This is a genomic window from Pseudomonas sp. SLFW (genome assembly GCF_009905615.1).
Lineage (GTDB): Bacteria > Pseudomonadota > Gammaproteobacteria > Pseudomonadales > Pseudomonadaceae > Aquipseudomonas > Aquipseudomonas bambusae.
The window spans coordinates 166,717-181,776 of sequence record NZ_JAAAKW010000006.1 but is presented as its reverse complement, the minus strand read 5'-3'; the positions used below and the strand labels follow the sequence as shown (position 1 = coordinate 181,776).

The following is a 15,060-nucleotide window of genomic DNA, read 5'->3' as shown; positions in this document are numbered from 1 at the left end:
CGAAGCATCCTTGCAGGGAAGTGAGACCCGCAAGGCTAGGGTTTGAAACGTCGCTGTTCTCCTGCGCAGCCGTTACCGGGTTTGTCCGCCACCCGTACAGTCGAGGCCCGTTTCGCACCATAGCTGTCCCTTGAGCGGATTTCGGACGAGTGCAAAATGATGTTTCAACCAGCGCCCTATAAGGACAACCATCATGGAGCTGTCGACCCTCGCCGTTTTCATCCCTGCCTGCTTCGCCCTGAACATGGCCCCCGGCCCTAACAACCTCCTGTCGATCAGCAACGCCTCGCGCTACGGATTCGTTCGCGCGTGCACGGGAGGCTTGGGCCGATTGCTCGGCTTCGCGATCATGATCGCGTTCGCTGGGGTTGGCTTGACTGCGGTCCTGCACACCTCGGAATGGCTGTTTCATGCGATCAAGATTCTTGGCGCGGCGTACCTGTTCTACCTCGCCGTTCAGCTGTGGCGTGCGCCGGCGGATTCCAATTTGGATGAAGGAGTGGTGGACGTCGGATCGGGCCGGCTGGCACGTCAGGAATTTCTGGTGGCGATGGGCAACCCCAAGGCGATCCTGCTGTTCACCGCATTTCTGCCCCAGTTTGTCGACCATTCCGCCCCCATCGGTGGCCAATTCGCACAACTGGGCGCGATGTTTCTGGCACTGGAATGCATTGCCATCGGCCTGTACTGCTACATGGGCATTCATGCGCGTCGGCTGTTCGCCAGACCGAGCGGCAAGCGCTTGTTCAACCGGACCTGTGCGGGGTTGTTGGCGGGCGCGGCGTCGTTTTTGTTAGTGGCGCGGCGGGGGTGAGTGAGTAAACGAAAAAGCCCCTGACGACTCACATCGCCAGGGGCTCTTTTCAACGCGCTGTACAGCTAACGCGTATTACAGACCGGCAGCAGTGCGCAGGGCGTCGGCGCGGTCGGTTCTTTCCCAGGTGAACGTGGTGAAGGTGTCTTCGCCCACGGTCTTGGTTTGCGGCGTGCGGCCGAAGTGGCCGTAGGCTGCGGTTTCCTGGTACATCGGGTGCAGCAGGTCGAGCATCTTGGTGATTGCGTACGGACGCAGGTCGAAGTGCTCGCGGACCAGTTTGACGATCTTGTCGTCGCTGATTTTGCCGGTGCCGAAGGTGTTCAGCGAGATCGACGTAGGCTGTGCAACGCCGATGGCGTAGGACACTTGAATCTCGCAACGCTCGGCCAGGCCAGCCGCGACGATGTTTTTCGCCACGTAACGACCGGCGTAGGCTGCCGAGCGGTCGACCTTGGACGGGTCTTTGCCGGAGAACGCGCCGCCGCCGTGACGGGCCATGCCGCCGTAGCTGTCGACGATGATCTTGCGACCGGTCAGACCGCAGTCGCCGACCGGGCCGCCGATGATGAACTGACCCGTCGGATTGATGTGGAACTGGGTGTCTTTGTGCAGCAGGTTGGCTGGCAGCACATGCTTGACGATCAGCTCCATCACGCCTTCACGCAGGTCGGCGTAGGAGACTTCCGGGTTGTGCTGGGTCGACAGCACGATGGCGTCGATACCAACCACGATGCCGTTTTCGTAGCGGCAAGTGACCTGGGATTTGGCATCCGGGCGCAGCCATGGCAGCAGGCCGGATTTGCGCGCTTCAGCCTGGCGCTTGACCAGTTGGTGCGAGAACGCGATCGGCGCAGGCATCAGTTCTGCGGTTTCGTTGCTGGCGTAGCCGAACATCAGGCCTTGGTCGCCCGCGCCCTGATCTTCAGGCTTGGCGCGGTCCACGCCCTGGTTGATGTCAGGGGATTGCTTGCCGATGATGTTCATCACGCTGCAAGTGGCGCCGTCGAAACCGACGTTGGAGCTGGTGTAGCCGATGCCGCTGATCACGTCACGAACGATCTGTTCCAGATCGACCCACGCGCTGGTGGTGACTTCACCGGCGACGATGGCAACGCCGGTCTTGACCAGGGTTTCCACAGCAACGCGTGCGTGTTTGTCCTGGGCAATGATAGCGTCCAGCACCGCATCGGAGATCTGGTCGGCGATTTTGTCCGGATGCCCTTCGGACACGGACTCGGAGGTGAAAAGGGAGTATTCGCTCATCTCGACGATTTTCCTGAGTGTTACCGATGGTGAGTGTTGCCAGATGGCCGCTGAAAGTGGCGGACCTCAATCTGGAAACCATTACGTAAACCTACATACAGACTTTCTCCGGGGACCAGCCCCGCAGCGATGGCCCAACGGGCCAGGTCTTCCTGTTCGAACCCCAACCACAGATCGCCACAGGCCTCCCTGGCCCAGCTCTGGTCGTGGCTGCACAACTCGGTGATCAGCAGGCTTGCGCCCGGTTTCAGCAGGTTGGCCAGTTGTTTCAATGCTTCGGCCGGTGCCGAGAAATGATGAAGCACCATATTCAAGACGACGCAGTCGCCGGAAACATTAGCGTCTGACAACGCATCAGCCAGTTTTAGCTCGACGTTCTGCAGCGCCTTTTGCTCGCAGATGCTGCGCGCCAGATCAAGCATGGCCGGGCTGTTGTCCAGCCCCGTGACATGCCGAAAACGCTTCGCCAGATCCGGCAGAAAACCGCCGTCACCGGGGCCGACTTCCACTGCCGTGGCGTCAGGCGCGAAGCTGAGTTTGTCCAGCAGCGACAACAGGCTGTCGCGGTACTGAGGCAGTCCTGCGATCAGGTCCTGCTGGGCACGAAATTTTTCCGCAGTGCGTGCGAAAAAGTCCTGACTGGCGGTGGCGCGCTGGCGATGAACCAGACCGATTCGGGCCTGAACGTCTTCCGGCAGGGCGAGACCGTCGACCTCTTCGAGCAGCGCCGCGTGCAGCTTGCCGCCCACCTGTTCGGTGTGGGGCAGGGCGCGGCGGTAGAAGATCGCGTTGCCTTCGCGGCGGGTCGCCACCAGATCGGCCTGGGCCAATACTTTCAAATGATGGCTCATGCCCGACTGACCGATGGCGAAAATTTGCGCCAGCTCCAGCACACCGAAGGAATCGTTGGACAGCGCGCGCAGCACATTGAGCCGCAGCGGATCGCCACCTGCCTTGCACAAGGCAGCCAGTTCGTCGCTTTGATCATGGTCAAGGGCAGGCGCGTGGAGATTCATAGGGTTGGCAGTCTAGTTATCGACTAGGTCCGCTGCAAGACCAATATCAAAAAGTTTTGATATTGGTGACGAGTGTCAGACGTTGAGCGCCGCGATTACGCCGTTTCAAGGCGCAAGCCGCGCATGGTTGGACGAAAAACGCCTGCAACTCAGGAAAAACGTGCATCAGGCCGCATCTGTCATTGCCCCGAAGCAGTGCCTGAGGGAAAATGGCCGCCTTTTTCAGATCCCACTTCTTTCTGCCCCAGGAGATCAGCGATGCCAAGCCGTCGTGAGCGTGCCAATGCCATTCGTGCACTCAGCATGGATGCCGTGCAAAAGGCCAACAGCGGCCACCCAGGTGCCCCGATGGGCATGGCGGATATCGCTGAAGTCCTTTGGCGCGATTATCTGAAGCACAACCCGAGCAACCCTTCGTTCGCTGACCGTGACCGGTTCATCCTGTCCAACGGCCACGGCTCGATGCTGATCTACTCGCTGCTGCACCTGACCGGTTACGACCTGTCGATTGAAGACCTGAAAAACTTCCGTCAACTGCACAGCCGTACCCCGGGTCACCCTGAATTCGGTTACACCCCAGGCGTAGAGACCACCACCGGCCCGCTGGGTCAGGGTTTCGCCAACGCTGTCGGTTTCGCTGTCGCGGAAAAGACCCTGGCGGCCCAGTTCAACCGTCCTGGCCACAATATCGTTGACCACCACACCTACGTGTTCATGGGTGATGGCTGCATGATGGAAGGCATTTCCCACGAAGTCGCTTCGTTGGCGGGCACGCTGCAACTGAACAAGCTGATCGCCTTCTACGACGACAACGGCATCTCCATCGACGGTGAAGTCGAAGGCTGGTTCACCGATGACACGCCGAAGCGTTTCGAGTCCTACGGCTGGCTGGTGATCCGCAACGTTGACGGCCATGACGCCGACGAAATCAAGACCGCCATCGATACCGCTCGCAAGAGCGACAAGCCGACCCTGATCTGCTGCAAGACCACCATCGGTTTCGGCTCGCCGAACAAGCAGGGCAAGGAAGAGTGCCACGGCGCGCCACTGGGCAACGACGAAATCGCCCTGACCCGTGCCGCACTGAAATGGACCCACGGTCCGTTCGAAATCCCGGCCGACATTTACAAAGAGTGGAACGCCAAGGAAAAAGGCCTGGCGACCGAAGCCGAGTGGGACCAGCGTTTCGCGGCCTATTCCGCTGCATTCCCGACCGAAGCCAACGAGCTGATCCGTCGCATGAGCGGCGAGCTGCCGGCTGACTTCGCTGAGAAATCGGCGGCTTATGTCGCTGAAGTCAACGCCAAAGGCGAGACCATCGCCAGCCGTAAAGCCAGCCAGAACGCCCTGAGCGCCCTGGGCCCGCTGTTGCCAGAGTTCCTCGGCGGCTCGGCTGACCTGGCCGGTTCCAATCTGACCATCTGGAAAGGCTGCAAATCGATCACCGGCGAAGACGCCAGCGGCAACTACCTGCACTACGGTGTGCGTGAGTTCGGCATGGGCGCGATCATGAACGGTATCGCCCTGCACGGCGGCTTCGTGCCGTACGGCGCGACCTTCCTGATCTTCATGGAATACGCCCGCAATGCGGTGCGCATGGCTTCGCTGATGAAGCAACGCACGATCTACGTGTTTACCCACGACTCCATCGGTCTGGGCGAAGACGGCCCGACGCACCAGCCGATCGAGCAACTGACCAGCCTGCGCACCACGCCGAACCTGGACACCTGGCGTCCAGCCGACGCCGTGGAATCGGCCGTGGCCTGGAAACACGCCATCGAGCGTAGCGACGGTCCTTCGGCGCTGATTTTCTCCCGTCAGAACCTGCCTCACCAGGCACGTGATGCGCTGCAACTGGAGAACATCAACCGTGGCGGTTACGTGCTGCGCGACTGCAACGGCGAGCCGGACCTGATCCTGATCGCCACCGGTTCGGAAATCGGTCTGGCCGTTCAGGCATTCGACAAGCTGACCGCCGACGGCAAAAACGTGCGCGTTGTCTCGATGCCATGCACCAGCGTTTTCGAATCCCAGGACGCTCTGTACAAGCAGTCGGTCCTGCCGCTGGAAGTCAGTGCGCGTATCGCCATCGAAGCCGCTCACGCGGACTACTGGTACAAGTACGTCGGTCTGGAAGGTCGCGTGATCGGCATGACCACCTTCGGTGAGTCGGCGCCTGCGAACCTGCTGTTCGAAGAGTTCGGCTTCACGCTGGAGAACGTCATCAGCACGGCTGAAGAGCTGCTGGAAGACTAAGAAGCCTGCGCAATCACTGTAGGAGTGAGCTTGCTCGCGATAGCGGTTTGTCGGTGATGAATTCGTCGACAGATGTACCGCAATCGCGAGCAAGCTCACTGCTACAGGTTCTCTAAACATCAGCCAAATATTTGAGAACCCCCCCATGCCTCAGTCACGCCCTTATAAAGTCGCCCTCAATGGTTACGGTCGGATCGGCCGCTGCGTGCTGCGCGCGCTGTGCGAGCGAGGTGCGAAGGCGGGCTTTGAAGTGGTGGCGATCAACGACCTGGCCGACATGGCCAGTCTCGAATACCTCACGCGCTTTGATTCCACACACGGCCGGTTTCCCGGCGAAGTGCGGGTCGAAGGCGATTATCTGCACATCAACGATCACGTCATCAAAGTGTTCCGCAGCGCGACGCCGGAAGGCATCGACTGGAACGAGCTGGACGTCGATCTGGTGCTCGAATGCTCGGGCGTCTACAACAGCCGAGCTGATGGCGAACGTTTTCTGTCCGCCCGCGCGCCGCGTGTCCTGTTCTCGCAGCCGATGGCCAGCGAGGCCGATGTCGATGCGACGATCGTCTACGGCATCAATCAGGAAACGCTGACCGGCGACGAGTTGCTGGTGTCCGCAGCCTCCTGCACCACCAACTGCAGCGTGCCGTTGCTGGACCTGCTGAACCGCGAGCTGGGCCTGGAATACGTCACCATCACCACGATTCACTCGGCCATGAACGACCAACCCGTGATTGACGCCTATCATCATGAGGATTTGCGTCGCACGCGCTCGGCCTTCCAGTCGATCATTCCGGTGTCCACTGGTCTGGCGCGGGGCATTGAGCGGCTGCTTCCGGAACTTGCCGGCCGAATTCAGGCCAAAGCAGTTCGTGTGCCGACGGTGAACGTCTCTTGCCTGGACATCACGTTGCAGGTGGCACGTGACACCGACGCGGTCGAGATCAACCGCATTTTGCGTGCGGCCGCCACCAGCGGCCCGCTCAAAGGTTTGCTGGCTTACACCGAATTGCCGCACGCCAGTTGTGATTTCAACCATGACCCTCATTCGGCCATCATCGATGCCAGCCAGACACGGGTCTCCGGCCCGCGACTGGTCAACGTCCTGGCGTGGTTCGACAACGAATGGGGTTTTGCCAACCGAATGCTGGATGTCGCTGATCACTATCTGCGCAGTATCCATAAACAACAGTAAAAACAGGGAACGCCTCATGACCGTGTTGAAGATGACCGACCTCGATCTGCAAGGTAAGCGTGTACTGATCCGCGAAGACCTCAACGTTCCGGTCAAGGACGGTGTCGTCACCAGCGACGCACGCATTCTTGCTTCGCTGCCGACCATCAAACTGGCGCTGGAGAAGGGCGCAGCCGTCTTGGTTTGCTCGCACTTGGGTCGTCCGACCGAAGGTGAATTCTCCGCCGAAAACAGCCTCAAGCTCGTTGCCGATTATCTGAGCAAGGCCCTGGGCCGCGACGTGCCGCTGGTGGCTGATTACCTGGACGGCGTCAGCGTCCAGGCCGGCGACATCGTGCTGTTCGAAAACGTGCGCTTCAACAAGGGCGAGAAGAAAAACGCCGACGAGTTGGCGCAGAAGTACGCAGCGCTATGCGACGTCTTCGTGATGGACGCCTTCGGCACCGCTCACCGCGCTGAAGGCTCGACTCACGGCGTCGCCAAATTCGCCAAAGTCGCTGCGGCCGGTCCTTTGCTGGCCGCCGAACTGGACGCGCTGGGCAAGGCGCTGGGCAACCCGGCCAAGCCGATGGCGGCCATCGTCGCTGGCTCCAAGGTTTCGACCAAGCTGGACGTGCTCAACAGCCTGAGCGAGAAGTGCGATCAACTGATCGTCGGTGGCGGCATCGCCAACACCTTCCTGGCCGCAGCCGGTCACAAGGTGGGTAAATCGCTGTACGAACCGGACCTGCTGGACACCGCCAAAGCCATTGCGGCCAAGGTCAGCGTGCCATTGCCGGTGGATGTAGTGGTTGCCAAAGAGTTCTCGGACAAAGCCGAAGCGACCGTGAAGTTGATCGCCGACGTGGCCGACGACGACATGATCCTCGACATTGGCCCGAAAACTGCCGCCCAATTCGCCGACTTGTTGAAATCTTCCAAGACTATTCTGTGGAACGGCCCGGTGGGCGTGTTCGAGTTCGACCAGTTCGGTGAAGGCACCAAGACGTTGGCCAAAGCGATTGCCGACAGTTCGGCGTTCTCCATCGCAGGTGGCGGCGATACGCTGGCGGCCATCGACAAATACGGTGTGAAGGACGACATCTCTTATATTTCCACCGGCGGCGGCGCGTTCCTTGAGTTCGTCGAGGGCAAGGTCTTGCCAGCCGTGGAAATTCTGGAACAACGCGCCAAGGCCTGAATTCCAGGCTGAGGTGAAGGGGAGTGAGATGGTCAAGCCATTACCGCTGTTGATCATGGCGGGTTTGCTGGTCGGCTGCGCGAGCAAGCCCGAAGCCCAGACGGCGCTGAACGCGGCGCCGGAACAGCTTCAGGTCAGTTGCTACCAAGCGGGCTGGCAGGCGGAAACCGTGCCGATCGTGTATAAGCGCGGCGGTCCTGAGGTCTGGGAAAAGTACGAGTTCATGCCCGCTGTCGGGCCGGTAGCCTGTCGCTGAATCTGAACTGACAGCGAACAGAAACATCAGAAACAGAACTGCCCCTGGGTATTGGAACGTTGATGGAAGTCGCGTCCCGCAGGGGTTCCAGGAGTGGTAATGAAAGGCTTGATTGCCCTTGCGACACTGATGCTGCTGGGCGGTTGCGCCAGCATGAAGGCTTCTGAACCCGCTACGCCCTGGACCCATTGGGTTTGTGACAGCAAAGCGGAGATTTACTGGCGCTACGCTGACCCTGCGAAGAAAGAGGTCGATGTGCGTTTGAACCAGAGTGAGCAGGTGTTCCGTTTGCAGGCCGCGCCCGGTGCTTCGGGTGCGCTGTACAGCAACGGGGTCCTGGCGTTCGACAACAAAGGTAGCGATGGCCTGGTCTATTGGGACGCTACCAACGATTTGATCGGTCGGGGCTGTACAGCGCCTTGATGCGCTAAGTGGTTCGACCGATGCAACACCGGGCGGTGATCAGCAGTAACGCCCCTATAATTTGAATAGCCGCCGTTACGGCAGGCACACGCGATTAACGACCCTACCGGGAGAGAGACAGACAATGGCACTTATCAGCATGCGCCAGATGTTGGACCACGCCGCCGAATTCGGCTACGGCGTTCCAGCCTTCAACGTGAACAACCTGGAACAGATGCGCGCCATTATGGAAGCGGCCGACAAGACCGATTCCCCGGTGATCGTTCAGGCCTCGGCCGGCGCGCGTAAATACGCAGGCGCCCCGTTCCTGCGTCACCTGATCCTGGCGGCAATCGAAGAATTCCCGCACATCCCGGTGGTCATGCACCAGGACCACGGCACCAGCCCTGCCATCTGCCAGCGTTCGATCCAACTGGGCTTCAGCTCGGTGATGATGGACGGCTCCCTGCGCGAAGACGGCAAGAGCCCGGCCGACTACGAATACAACGTCCGCGTCACCCAGGAAACCGTCGCCATGGCTCACGCCTGCGGCGTTTCCGTTGAAGGTGAGCTCGGTGTTCTCGGTTCGCTGGAAACCGGCATGGCCGGTGAAGAAGACGGCGTTGGCGCCGAAGGTCAACTGGATCACAGCCAGATGCTGACCGACCCGGAAGAGGCCGCGGACTTTGTGAAGAAGACTCAGGTTGACGCCCTGGCCATCGCCATCGGCACCAGCCACGGCGCGTACAAGTTCACCAAACCGCCAACCGGCGATATCCTGGCGATCGAGCGCATTAAAGAGATTCACAAGCGCATTCCGAACACTCACCTGGTGATGCACGGTTCGTCGTCCGTTCCTCAGGAATGGCTGAAGATCATCAACGAGTTCGGCGGCGACATCAAAGAAACCTATGGTGTGCCGGTCGAAGAAATCGTTGAAGGCATCAAGCACGGCGTGCGCAAGGTCAACATCGACACCGACCTGCGTCTGGCGTCCACGGGTGCCATCCGCGAGTTCATGGCCAAGAACCCGAGCGAGTTCGACCCGCGTAAATACCTGGCGAAAACCGTTTCGGCCATGCGCGACGTCTGCATCGCCCGTTACGAAGCCTTCGGCACCGCTGGCAACGCCTCCAAGATCAAACCGATCTCCCTGGAGAAGATGTTCGAGCGTTATGCCAAAGGCGAGCTGAACGCCAAGGTTAACTGATCATTATTTGATCGGTCATCGACACGAAGAAGCCCGCAGCGATGCGGGCTTTTTTGTGGCTGGGTTTTGTCGGGCGCGCATCGATTCAAACTGTGGGAGCGAATTTATTCGCGAAGGGGTAGTACATCCACTGCATATCCGTCGTCTGTATCGGCCGATCGCGAATGAATTCGCTCCCACAGGTGAAGGGCACAGCAGCGTTCTGAAACCACACTCCGTGAATCGCCCTGCCACGGTTTGCACGTTGTTGGGGAACAGGGCAGGTCTAGGATGAGGATCACTACAAAAACAAAACTGAACCGGAGAAACACCTGATGAAGCCTCTGATTGGACTTATGCTCGGTGATGTCACAGGCATCGGCCCTGAGTTGGTGGTGAAGCTGCTCTCGACTCCCCTGGCGCGTGAACGGGCTGACGTGGTGATCATCGGTGACGAACGTGTCCTGCAATTGGGGATGCATGACGCAGGCTTGACCATCCCTTACACCGTTATCTCGACCCTCAGCGACGCCGATCACAGCGGCGAAGCCATTCCCTTGCTGGACTTGCACAACGTTGACCCTTCGTTGTTCGAACGCGGCCAGGTCAACGCCGAATCCGGTCGCCTGACCGGCGAAACCCTCAAAGTGATGACCGATCTTGCACTGGCTGGCGAACTCGACGGCATTTGTTTCGCGCCGCTCAACAAGGCAGGCCTGCATCGCGGCGGCTGGAATTACCACGATGAACATCAGATGTTCGCGGCCTGGACCGATCATGTCGGCTACTTCGGCGAAGTGAACATCATCCCGCAGTTTTCCACGTTCCGCGTCACGTCCCATGTCGCGCTGCGCAAAGCGGTCGATATGGTCCAGCCGGATCGCATCGAAGGCGCACTGCAACTGGCTCACGACACCTTGAAAGCGCTCGGTAATCCAGCGCCGCGCATCGGCGTTGCCGCGCTCAATCCGCACAACGGCGAGAACGGCCTGTTTGGCGATGAAGAGATCACGATCATCCGCCCGACCCTCGAAAAACTGCGTGCCAAAGGCTTGGCCAGCGAAGGCCCGTTCCCGTCTGACACTGTGTTCATCAAGGCCCGCAACGGGGACTTCGACGCGGTGGTGATCATGTACCACGACCAAGGCCAGATCGCGACCAAGCTGCTCGGCTTCTCCCAAGGCGTGACCCTGACCGGCGGATTGAAAACGGTCTACGCAACCCCCGCTCACGGCGTGGCCTACGACATCGTCGGCACCGGCAAGGCGGACGTGGGGGCTATGGCTGCGGCTTTCCGCGTCGCCACCGACAACGCGGCTGCCCGCAAACTCAAGCGCGAGGTGGCCACCGCATAAGGACAGGGAATTCACCCGGTTGGTAAAGGACGTTCGTACTCAAGAATAAAACCGATAAGAAAGAGGCTGGCGATATGTTCGAGAATTTCACCAAGACCACCGTCAAAACCAGCGGCGCCGAGATCGTCACCGTCGTCGGCGGCGAAGGACCACCCCTGTTGCTGATGCACGGCAACCCGTTCAATCACCTGTCCTGGCACAAGATCGCGCCGCGTCTGGCCAAGGATTTCACCGTTGTCTGCACCGATTTGCGCGGCTATGGCGACAGCTCCAAACCCGAAGGCGGTGGCGACCATTCGGCTTATTCGTTCCGCTCCATGGCGCAGGATCAGGTCGAAGTCATGCAGTCGCTGGGCTTCGAACAGTTCAACGCCGCCGGGCATGATCGCGGCGCGCGTGTGCTGCATCGCATGTGCCTCGATCACCCTGAAAAAGTGCTCAAAGCGGGCTTCGTTGACATGCTGCCGCAGCATCATTTGCTCAATAACGTCACCCGGCAATGGGGCAAGTTTTCCTGGCACTGGTTCTTCATGGCGCAGGATTACCCGACCCCGGAAACCATGATGAACGCCGACCCCGAGTTCTTCATCCTGCGCAAACTCTCGAAAACCGCGCAGGGCACGGCCTTTTTCGGCCCTGAAGCGCTGGCCGATTACATCCGCTGCATCAAGAACCCGGCCACCACGCATGCCATGTGTGAAGACTACCGGGCCACATTCGGCATCGATCTGGACATGGACACCGCGGACTTCGACGCAGGCCGCAAGGTGCAAATCCCGTCGCTGATCGTGTGGGGCGAGAAAGGCGGCGTCGGCCGCAATCACAACGCCGCCGAAGTCTGGGGCCGTTACGCGACCAATATCGTGCAGACGGCCACCGTGCCCTCAGGGCATTACCTGCAGGAAGAGTGCCCCGACGAGACCTACGAGGTGTTGCAGGGCTTCTTCAAGTAAGTCGCAGTTGTCAGCAGTAGCGACGCGAGCGGCCTGACCCAAGCCGGGAAGGCCGCTCGTTCCACGATAAAGATAAGAACAGGTGGAAAAAATGTTACCGACTCATGCGCAAAAGCGCAGGGCGACACTGACCTTCGTGTTGCTTTGCGTCATGGCTTTCATCATGTATGTCGACCGCACCAACCTGGCGGTCGCCGCCCCCACCATCAGTAAAGAGCTGGGTTTCAGCAACACCAACCTCGGCATGATGTTCTCGGCCTTTGCGGTGGCCTACAGCTGCTTCATGATCCCCGGCGGCTGGCTCAGTGACCGCATCGGCTCACGCAAAGCGATGTTGTTGTACGGCGTGATCTGGTCGGTGGCGACGATTGCGACCGGCCTGGTCAGCGGGCTGGTCGTGCTGGTCATTGCCCGATTCGTGGTCGGTATTGGCGAGGCGCCGATCTACCCGACTGCCGCACGGATGATCGCGCGGGCCATTCCCATCACGCAGCGCGGCACGGCCCAAGGCGTGATGCATGCATCAGGACGACTGGCCAATGCGCTGGCGCCGCTGATCGTGACTTTCCTGATCCTGCAGTTCTCGTGGCGTATGGCATTCATCATTCTGGGTGTGCTGACGCTGATCTACATGTTTGTCATGTACTTCATTCTCGGCGAGTCGAAGAAACAGGTCGAAGCCGTGGTCATGGAGCCGGTTCGTGCACCGACGCCGGTGCATTGGCCGACGATGTTGCGCAAAGTCTGGCCGGCTGCAGCGACCTGTTTCTGTCACGGCTGGGTGTTGTGGTTTTTTCTGAACTGGATTCCATCGTTTTTCACGCAGCGTTACGGGATGGATCTGTCGAAGACCGCGCTGTTTTCCACCTTCGTATTGCTGGGCGGGACGGTTGGTACGGCAGTGGGCGGAATGCTCTCGGATTGGCGGTTCAAGGTAACCGGCAACAAGCTGCGCTCGCGTCGTGATCTGATCATCTTTGGCTTTCTGGCGTCGATCATCGGGCTGATTCCACTGATGTTCACGCAAAACATCTACATCTGTGCGGCAGGCCTGAGCTTTTCGTTCTTCTGCTCGGAGCTGGCGGACTCGCCGTTGTGGGTGATCGGGACGGAGGTCTCTCACGAGCATTCGGCCACCTCCAGCGCGTGCACTTTCTTCGGCATGGCCGTGGCAGGGGCGGTGTCGCCGGTGGTGATCGGCTGGTTGCTGGACGTGACAGGCACCAATTGGATGGCGGCGTTCTCGGCGTCCATCGTCGTGGTGTTGCTGGGACCGGTGCTGGCGATGTTCATCAAGCTGGACGATGAACCGGCTGTCAGCTCCGTTTCACCGTCCACCGGGAAACGGGTGGTGGCGTAGATCATCGATAGCCGTACGGCTCGAAAGCGGAAGCGATTTCACCCATGCCACCGCCGGCGAGCCGCACGGCCACATGGACATCAGCGTTTCGGTAGCGCGATCACTCGACCGACATACGTTGGAGCCGGTTGGTCGTGCTGCGCTTCACTGAGCAAGCGCAATGCTTCCAGCGATTGCTCACTGAACGGCGCCGATTTGGGACCTGCCGCGAGGTCCACATGCAGCAGCATCTGATCACTGGCCGCAAGCTCTTCATCTCCACCCGCTTTATACAGGCTGTGATAGAGCTGCACGCGTTTGAGGTCATGAGCAACGATCTGCGTACGCACCTCGACTTCTTCGCCGAGTTTCACTTCGTGCAGGTAGTTGATGTGGGCTTCCAGGGTGAACAGCGAGTTGCCGCTGGCAGCCCGGTCGTCGCTGGCCAAGCCGATACGGTCCATGAACGCGTCGGTGGCGTAGCTGAAGATCAGCAGATAGAACGCATCGCGAAGATGGCCGTTGTAGTCCACCCAATCCTGGAGGATCGGGGTTTTGTGGGTGATCAGAGCGGGCATGGCAAACATCCAGAAAGGTCACAGAGTGGCGGGCCAGCGCGGTCCCCTGTAGGAGCGAATTCATTCGCGAGAGGCCGATACACCCGACGCAGATCCATCGTTTGTACCACCGCATCGCGAATAGATTCGCTCCCACAGGTTGCGCGTTATTCAATCAGGCGCTGATCAGTCCTCAAACGCCATCCCGTGCTTGGCCTTGGTGGCTTTCACTGCTTCCAGCACCGCCAGCAGGCAGTCATCGCGATAACGCTCCAGCGCCGAGATGCTGTGCGTGCCGAGCTGATCGCTGGTGCCATCGACCACATCGTCAATCAGCTTGTCGGTCAGCTCAGGCGCTGGCAGGTACGTCCACGGCAGTTGAAGGGCCGGACCAAACTGCGCCATGAAATGCCGCATGCCCGCATCCCCGCCTGCCAGGGTGTAAGTCAGGAACGTGCCCATGAACGACCAGCGCAGCCCGGCGCCAAAGCGGATCGCATCGTCGATCTCACCCGTGGTCGCCACGCCATCGTTGACCAGGTGCAGCGCCTCACGCCACAGCGCTTCGAGCAGACGGTCGGCGATGAAGCCCGGCACTTCCTTGCGCACATGCAGCGGGCGCATGCCAAGGGATTCGTACACTTTGATCGCCGCCTGAACGGCTTCGGGTGCGGTGTTCTTGCCTCCGACGACCTCGACCAACGGCAGCAGGTAAACCGGGTTAAACGGGTGGCCGACCACGCAGCGTTCAGGGTGGGTCGCGCTTTCGTAGAATTCCGACGGCAGCAGACCCGAGGTGCTGGAGCCGATGATCGCGTTGGGCTTGGCGGCGGCGCTGATCTTGCTGTGCAAATCGAGCTTCAGGTCCAGACGCTCCGGGGCGCTTTCCTGAATGAAATCGGCATCGCGCACGCATTCTTCGATGGTCGCGACGAACTTCAGGCGATCTTGAGAGGCGCCAGCGGCCAGGCCTTTCTGCTCCAGCGCAGGCCAAGCGTTGGCGACGCGTTTGCGCAGGGCGGCTTCGGCACCCGGTGCCGGGTCCCAGGCGACGACGTCGAGGCCGTGGGCAAGGGCGCGGGCAACCCAGCCGCTGCCAATGACACCGCTACCCAGCGCGGCGAAGGTTTTGATTTCGGTGATGAAGGTCATGGTGATCACTCAAAGAAAGTTCGCAGAACCCTGTAGGAGCGTGGCTTGTCCCGCGATCTGCCGCGAAGCGGCAGCAAACCCGACGAATGCGGTATGCCTGACACACCCGGTTTGTCGGTTTCACGACCGG

General features: G+C 60.1%; 14 protein-coding genes. 10 read left to right on the top strand and 4 right to left on the bottom strand.

Translation table 11 applies throughout. The features are described from left to right. Positions 1-193: 193 nt before the first annotated feature. Entirely contained in the window at positions 194-814 is a 621-nt protein-coding gene (locus GVN17_RS13175) for a LysE family translocator (RefSeq protein ID WP_166595707.1), read from the top strand. A 75-nt stretch (positions 815-889) separates the two neighbouring features. Here the strand turns inward: GVN17_RS13175 and metK are convergent, their stop codons facing one another. Further along, complete coding sequence (gene metK, locus GVN17_RS13170) at positions 890-2,080, bottom strand: methionine adenosyltransferase (protein ID WP_166595706.1); 1,191 nt, start codon at positions 2,078-2,080, stop codon at positions 890-892. 20 nt (positions 2,081-2,100) lie between these two features. Next, complete coding sequence (locus GVN17_RS13165; RefSeq protein ID WP_166595705.1) at positions 2,101-3,096, bottom strand: metalloregulator ArsR/SmtB family transcription factor; 996 nt, start codon at positions 3,094-3,096, stop codon at positions 2,101-2,103. Positions 3,097-3,354: 258 nt separating this feature from the next. On the opposite strand from GVN17_RS13165, the gene tkt reads away from it, so the two are divergent. From tkt to GVN17_RS13120, 9 genes are all read left to right on the top strand, one after another. Then, positions 3,355-5,352: a transketolase gene (gene tkt, locus GVN17_RS13160; protein ID WP_166595704.1), complete on the top strand. Its 1,998-nt coding sequence runs from the start codon at positions 3,355-3,357 to the stop codon at positions 5,350-5,352. Between the two features lie 145 nt (positions 5,353-5,497). Continuing rightward, a complete protein-coding gene (epd, locus tag GVN17_RS13155; protein WP_166595703.1) occupies positions 5,498-6,547 on the top strand; it encodes an erythrose-4-phosphate dehydrogenase in 1,050 nt (349 codons plus the stop codon). 16 nt (positions 6,548-6,563) lie between these two features. Further along, a complete protein-coding gene (locus tag GVN17_RS13150) occupies positions 6,564-7,727 on the top strand; it encodes a phosphoglycerate kinase (protein WP_166595702.1) in 1,164 nt (387 codons plus the stop codon). A 28-nt stretch (positions 7,728-7,755) separates the two neighbouring features. Beyond that, on the top strand, positions 7,756-7,983 hold the full coding sequence (locus GVN17_RS13145) for a hypothetical protein (RefSeq protein WP_166595701.1): 228 nt from the start codon (positions 7,756-7,758) through the stop codon (positions 7,981-7,983). Between the two features lie 99 nt (positions 7,984-8,082). Next, positions 8,083-8,406 (top strand): MliC family protein, encoded by a 324-nt coding sequence (locus GVN17_RS13140; RefSeq protein WP_166595700.1) that lies wholly within the window; start codon positions 8,083-8,085, stop codon positions 8,404-8,406. 124 nt (positions 8,407-8,530) lie between these two features. Beyond that, a complete protein-coding gene (fba, locus tag GVN17_RS13135; protein ID WP_093468420.1) occupies positions 8,531-9,595 on the top strand; it encodes a class II fructose-bisphosphate aldolase in 1,065 nt (354 codons plus the stop codon). A 314-nt stretch (positions 9,596-9,909) separates the two neighbouring features. Further along, entirely contained in the window at positions 9,910-10,929 is a 1,020-nt protein-coding gene (locus GVN17_RS13130) for a PdxA family protein (RefSeq protein WP_166595699.1), read from the top strand. Between the two features lie 74 nt (positions 10,930-11,003). Further along, positions 11,004-11,882, top strand: coding sequence for an alpha/beta fold hydrolase (locus tag GVN17_RS13125; RefSeq protein ID WP_166595698.1), 879 nt, complete (start codon positions 11,004-11,006; stop codon positions 11,880-11,882). Between the two features lie 91 nt (positions 11,883-11,973). Next, a complete protein-coding gene (locus GVN17_RS13120; RefSeq protein WP_166595697.1) occupies positions 11,974-13,242 on the top strand; it encodes an MFS transporter in 1,269 nt (422 codons plus the stop codon). Between the two features lie 80 nt (positions 13,243-13,322). On the opposite strand, the gene GVN17_RS13115 is transcribed toward GVN17_RS13120, so the two are convergent. Both GVN17_RS13115 and GVN17_RS13110 read right to left on the bottom strand, forming a co-directional pair. After that, positions 13,323-13,799, bottom strand: a complete 477-nt coding sequence (locus tag GVN17_RS13115; RefSeq protein WP_166595696.1) for a thioesterase family protein — start codon at positions 13,797-13,799, stop codon at positions 13,323-13,325. A 165-nt stretch (positions 13,800-13,964) separates the two neighbouring features. Continuing rightward, positions 13,965-14,930 carry an L-carnitine dehydrogenase gene (locus GVN17_RS13110; protein ID WP_166595695.1) on the bottom strand — a complete coding sequence of 322 codons (966 nt, stop codon included), beginning with the start codon at positions 14,928-14,930 and terminating at the stop codon, positions 13,965-13,967. Positions 14,931-15,060: the final 130 nt, after the last annotated feature.

What these genes read in the sequence shown, in the direction of transcription:
- GVN17_RS13175 (WP_166595707.1), top strand. Translation starts at nt 194, where the DNA reads ATGGAGCTGTCGACCCTCGCCGTTTTCATCCCTGCCTGCTTCGCCCTG.
- metK (WP_166595706.1), bottom strand. Translation starts at nt 2,080, where the DNA reads ATGAGCGAATACTCCCTTTTCACCTCCGAGTCCGTGTCCGAAGGGCAT.
- GVN17_RS13165 (WP_166595705.1), bottom strand. Translation starts at nt 3,096, where the DNA reads ATGAATCTCCACGCGCCTGCCCTTGACCATGATCAAAGCGACGAACTG.
- tkt (WP_166595704.1), top strand. Translation starts at nt 3,355, where the DNA reads ATGCCAAGCCGTCGTGAGCGTGCCAATGCCATTCGTGCACTCAGCATG.
- epd (WP_166595703.1), top strand. Translation starts at nt 5,498, where the DNA reads ATGCCTCAGTCACGCCCTTATAAAGTCGCCCTCAATGGTTACGGTCGG.
- GVN17_RS13150 (WP_166595702.1), top strand. Translation starts at nt 6,564, where the DNA reads ATGACCGTGTTGAAGATGACCGACCTCGATCTGCAAGGTAAGCGTGTA.
- GVN17_RS13145 (WP_166595701.1), top strand. Translation starts at nt 7,756, where the DNA reads ATGGTCAAGCCATTACCGCTGTTGATCATGGCGGGTTTGCTGGTCGGC.
- GVN17_RS13140 (WP_166595700.1), top strand. Translation starts at nt 8,083, where the DNA reads ATGAAAGGCTTGATTGCCCTTGCGACACTGATGCTGCTGGGCGGTTGC.
- fba (WP_093468420.1), top strand. Translation starts at nt 8,531, where the DNA reads ATGGCACTTATCAGCATGCGCCAGATGTTGGACCACGCCGCCGAATTC.
- GVN17_RS13130 (WP_166595699.1), top strand. Translation starts at nt 9,910, where the DNA reads ATGAAGCCTCTGATTGGACTTATGCTCGGTGATGTCACAGGCATCGGC.
- GVN17_RS13125 (WP_166595698.1), top strand. Translation starts at nt 11,004, where the DNA reads ATGTTCGAGAATTTCACCAAGACCACCGTCAAAACCAGCGGCGCCGAG.
- GVN17_RS13120 (WP_166595697.1), top strand. Translation starts at nt 11,974, where the DNA reads ATGTTACCGACTCATGCGCAAAAGCGCAGGGCGACACTGACCTTCGTG.
- GVN17_RS13115 (WP_166595696.1), bottom strand. Translation starts at nt 13,799, where the DNA reads ATGCCCGCTCTGATCACCCACAAAACCCCGATCCTCCAGGATTGGGTG.
- GVN17_RS13110 (WP_166595695.1), bottom strand. Translation starts at nt 14,930, where the DNA reads ATGACCTTCATCACCGAAATCAAAACCTTCGCCGCGCTGGGTAGCGGT.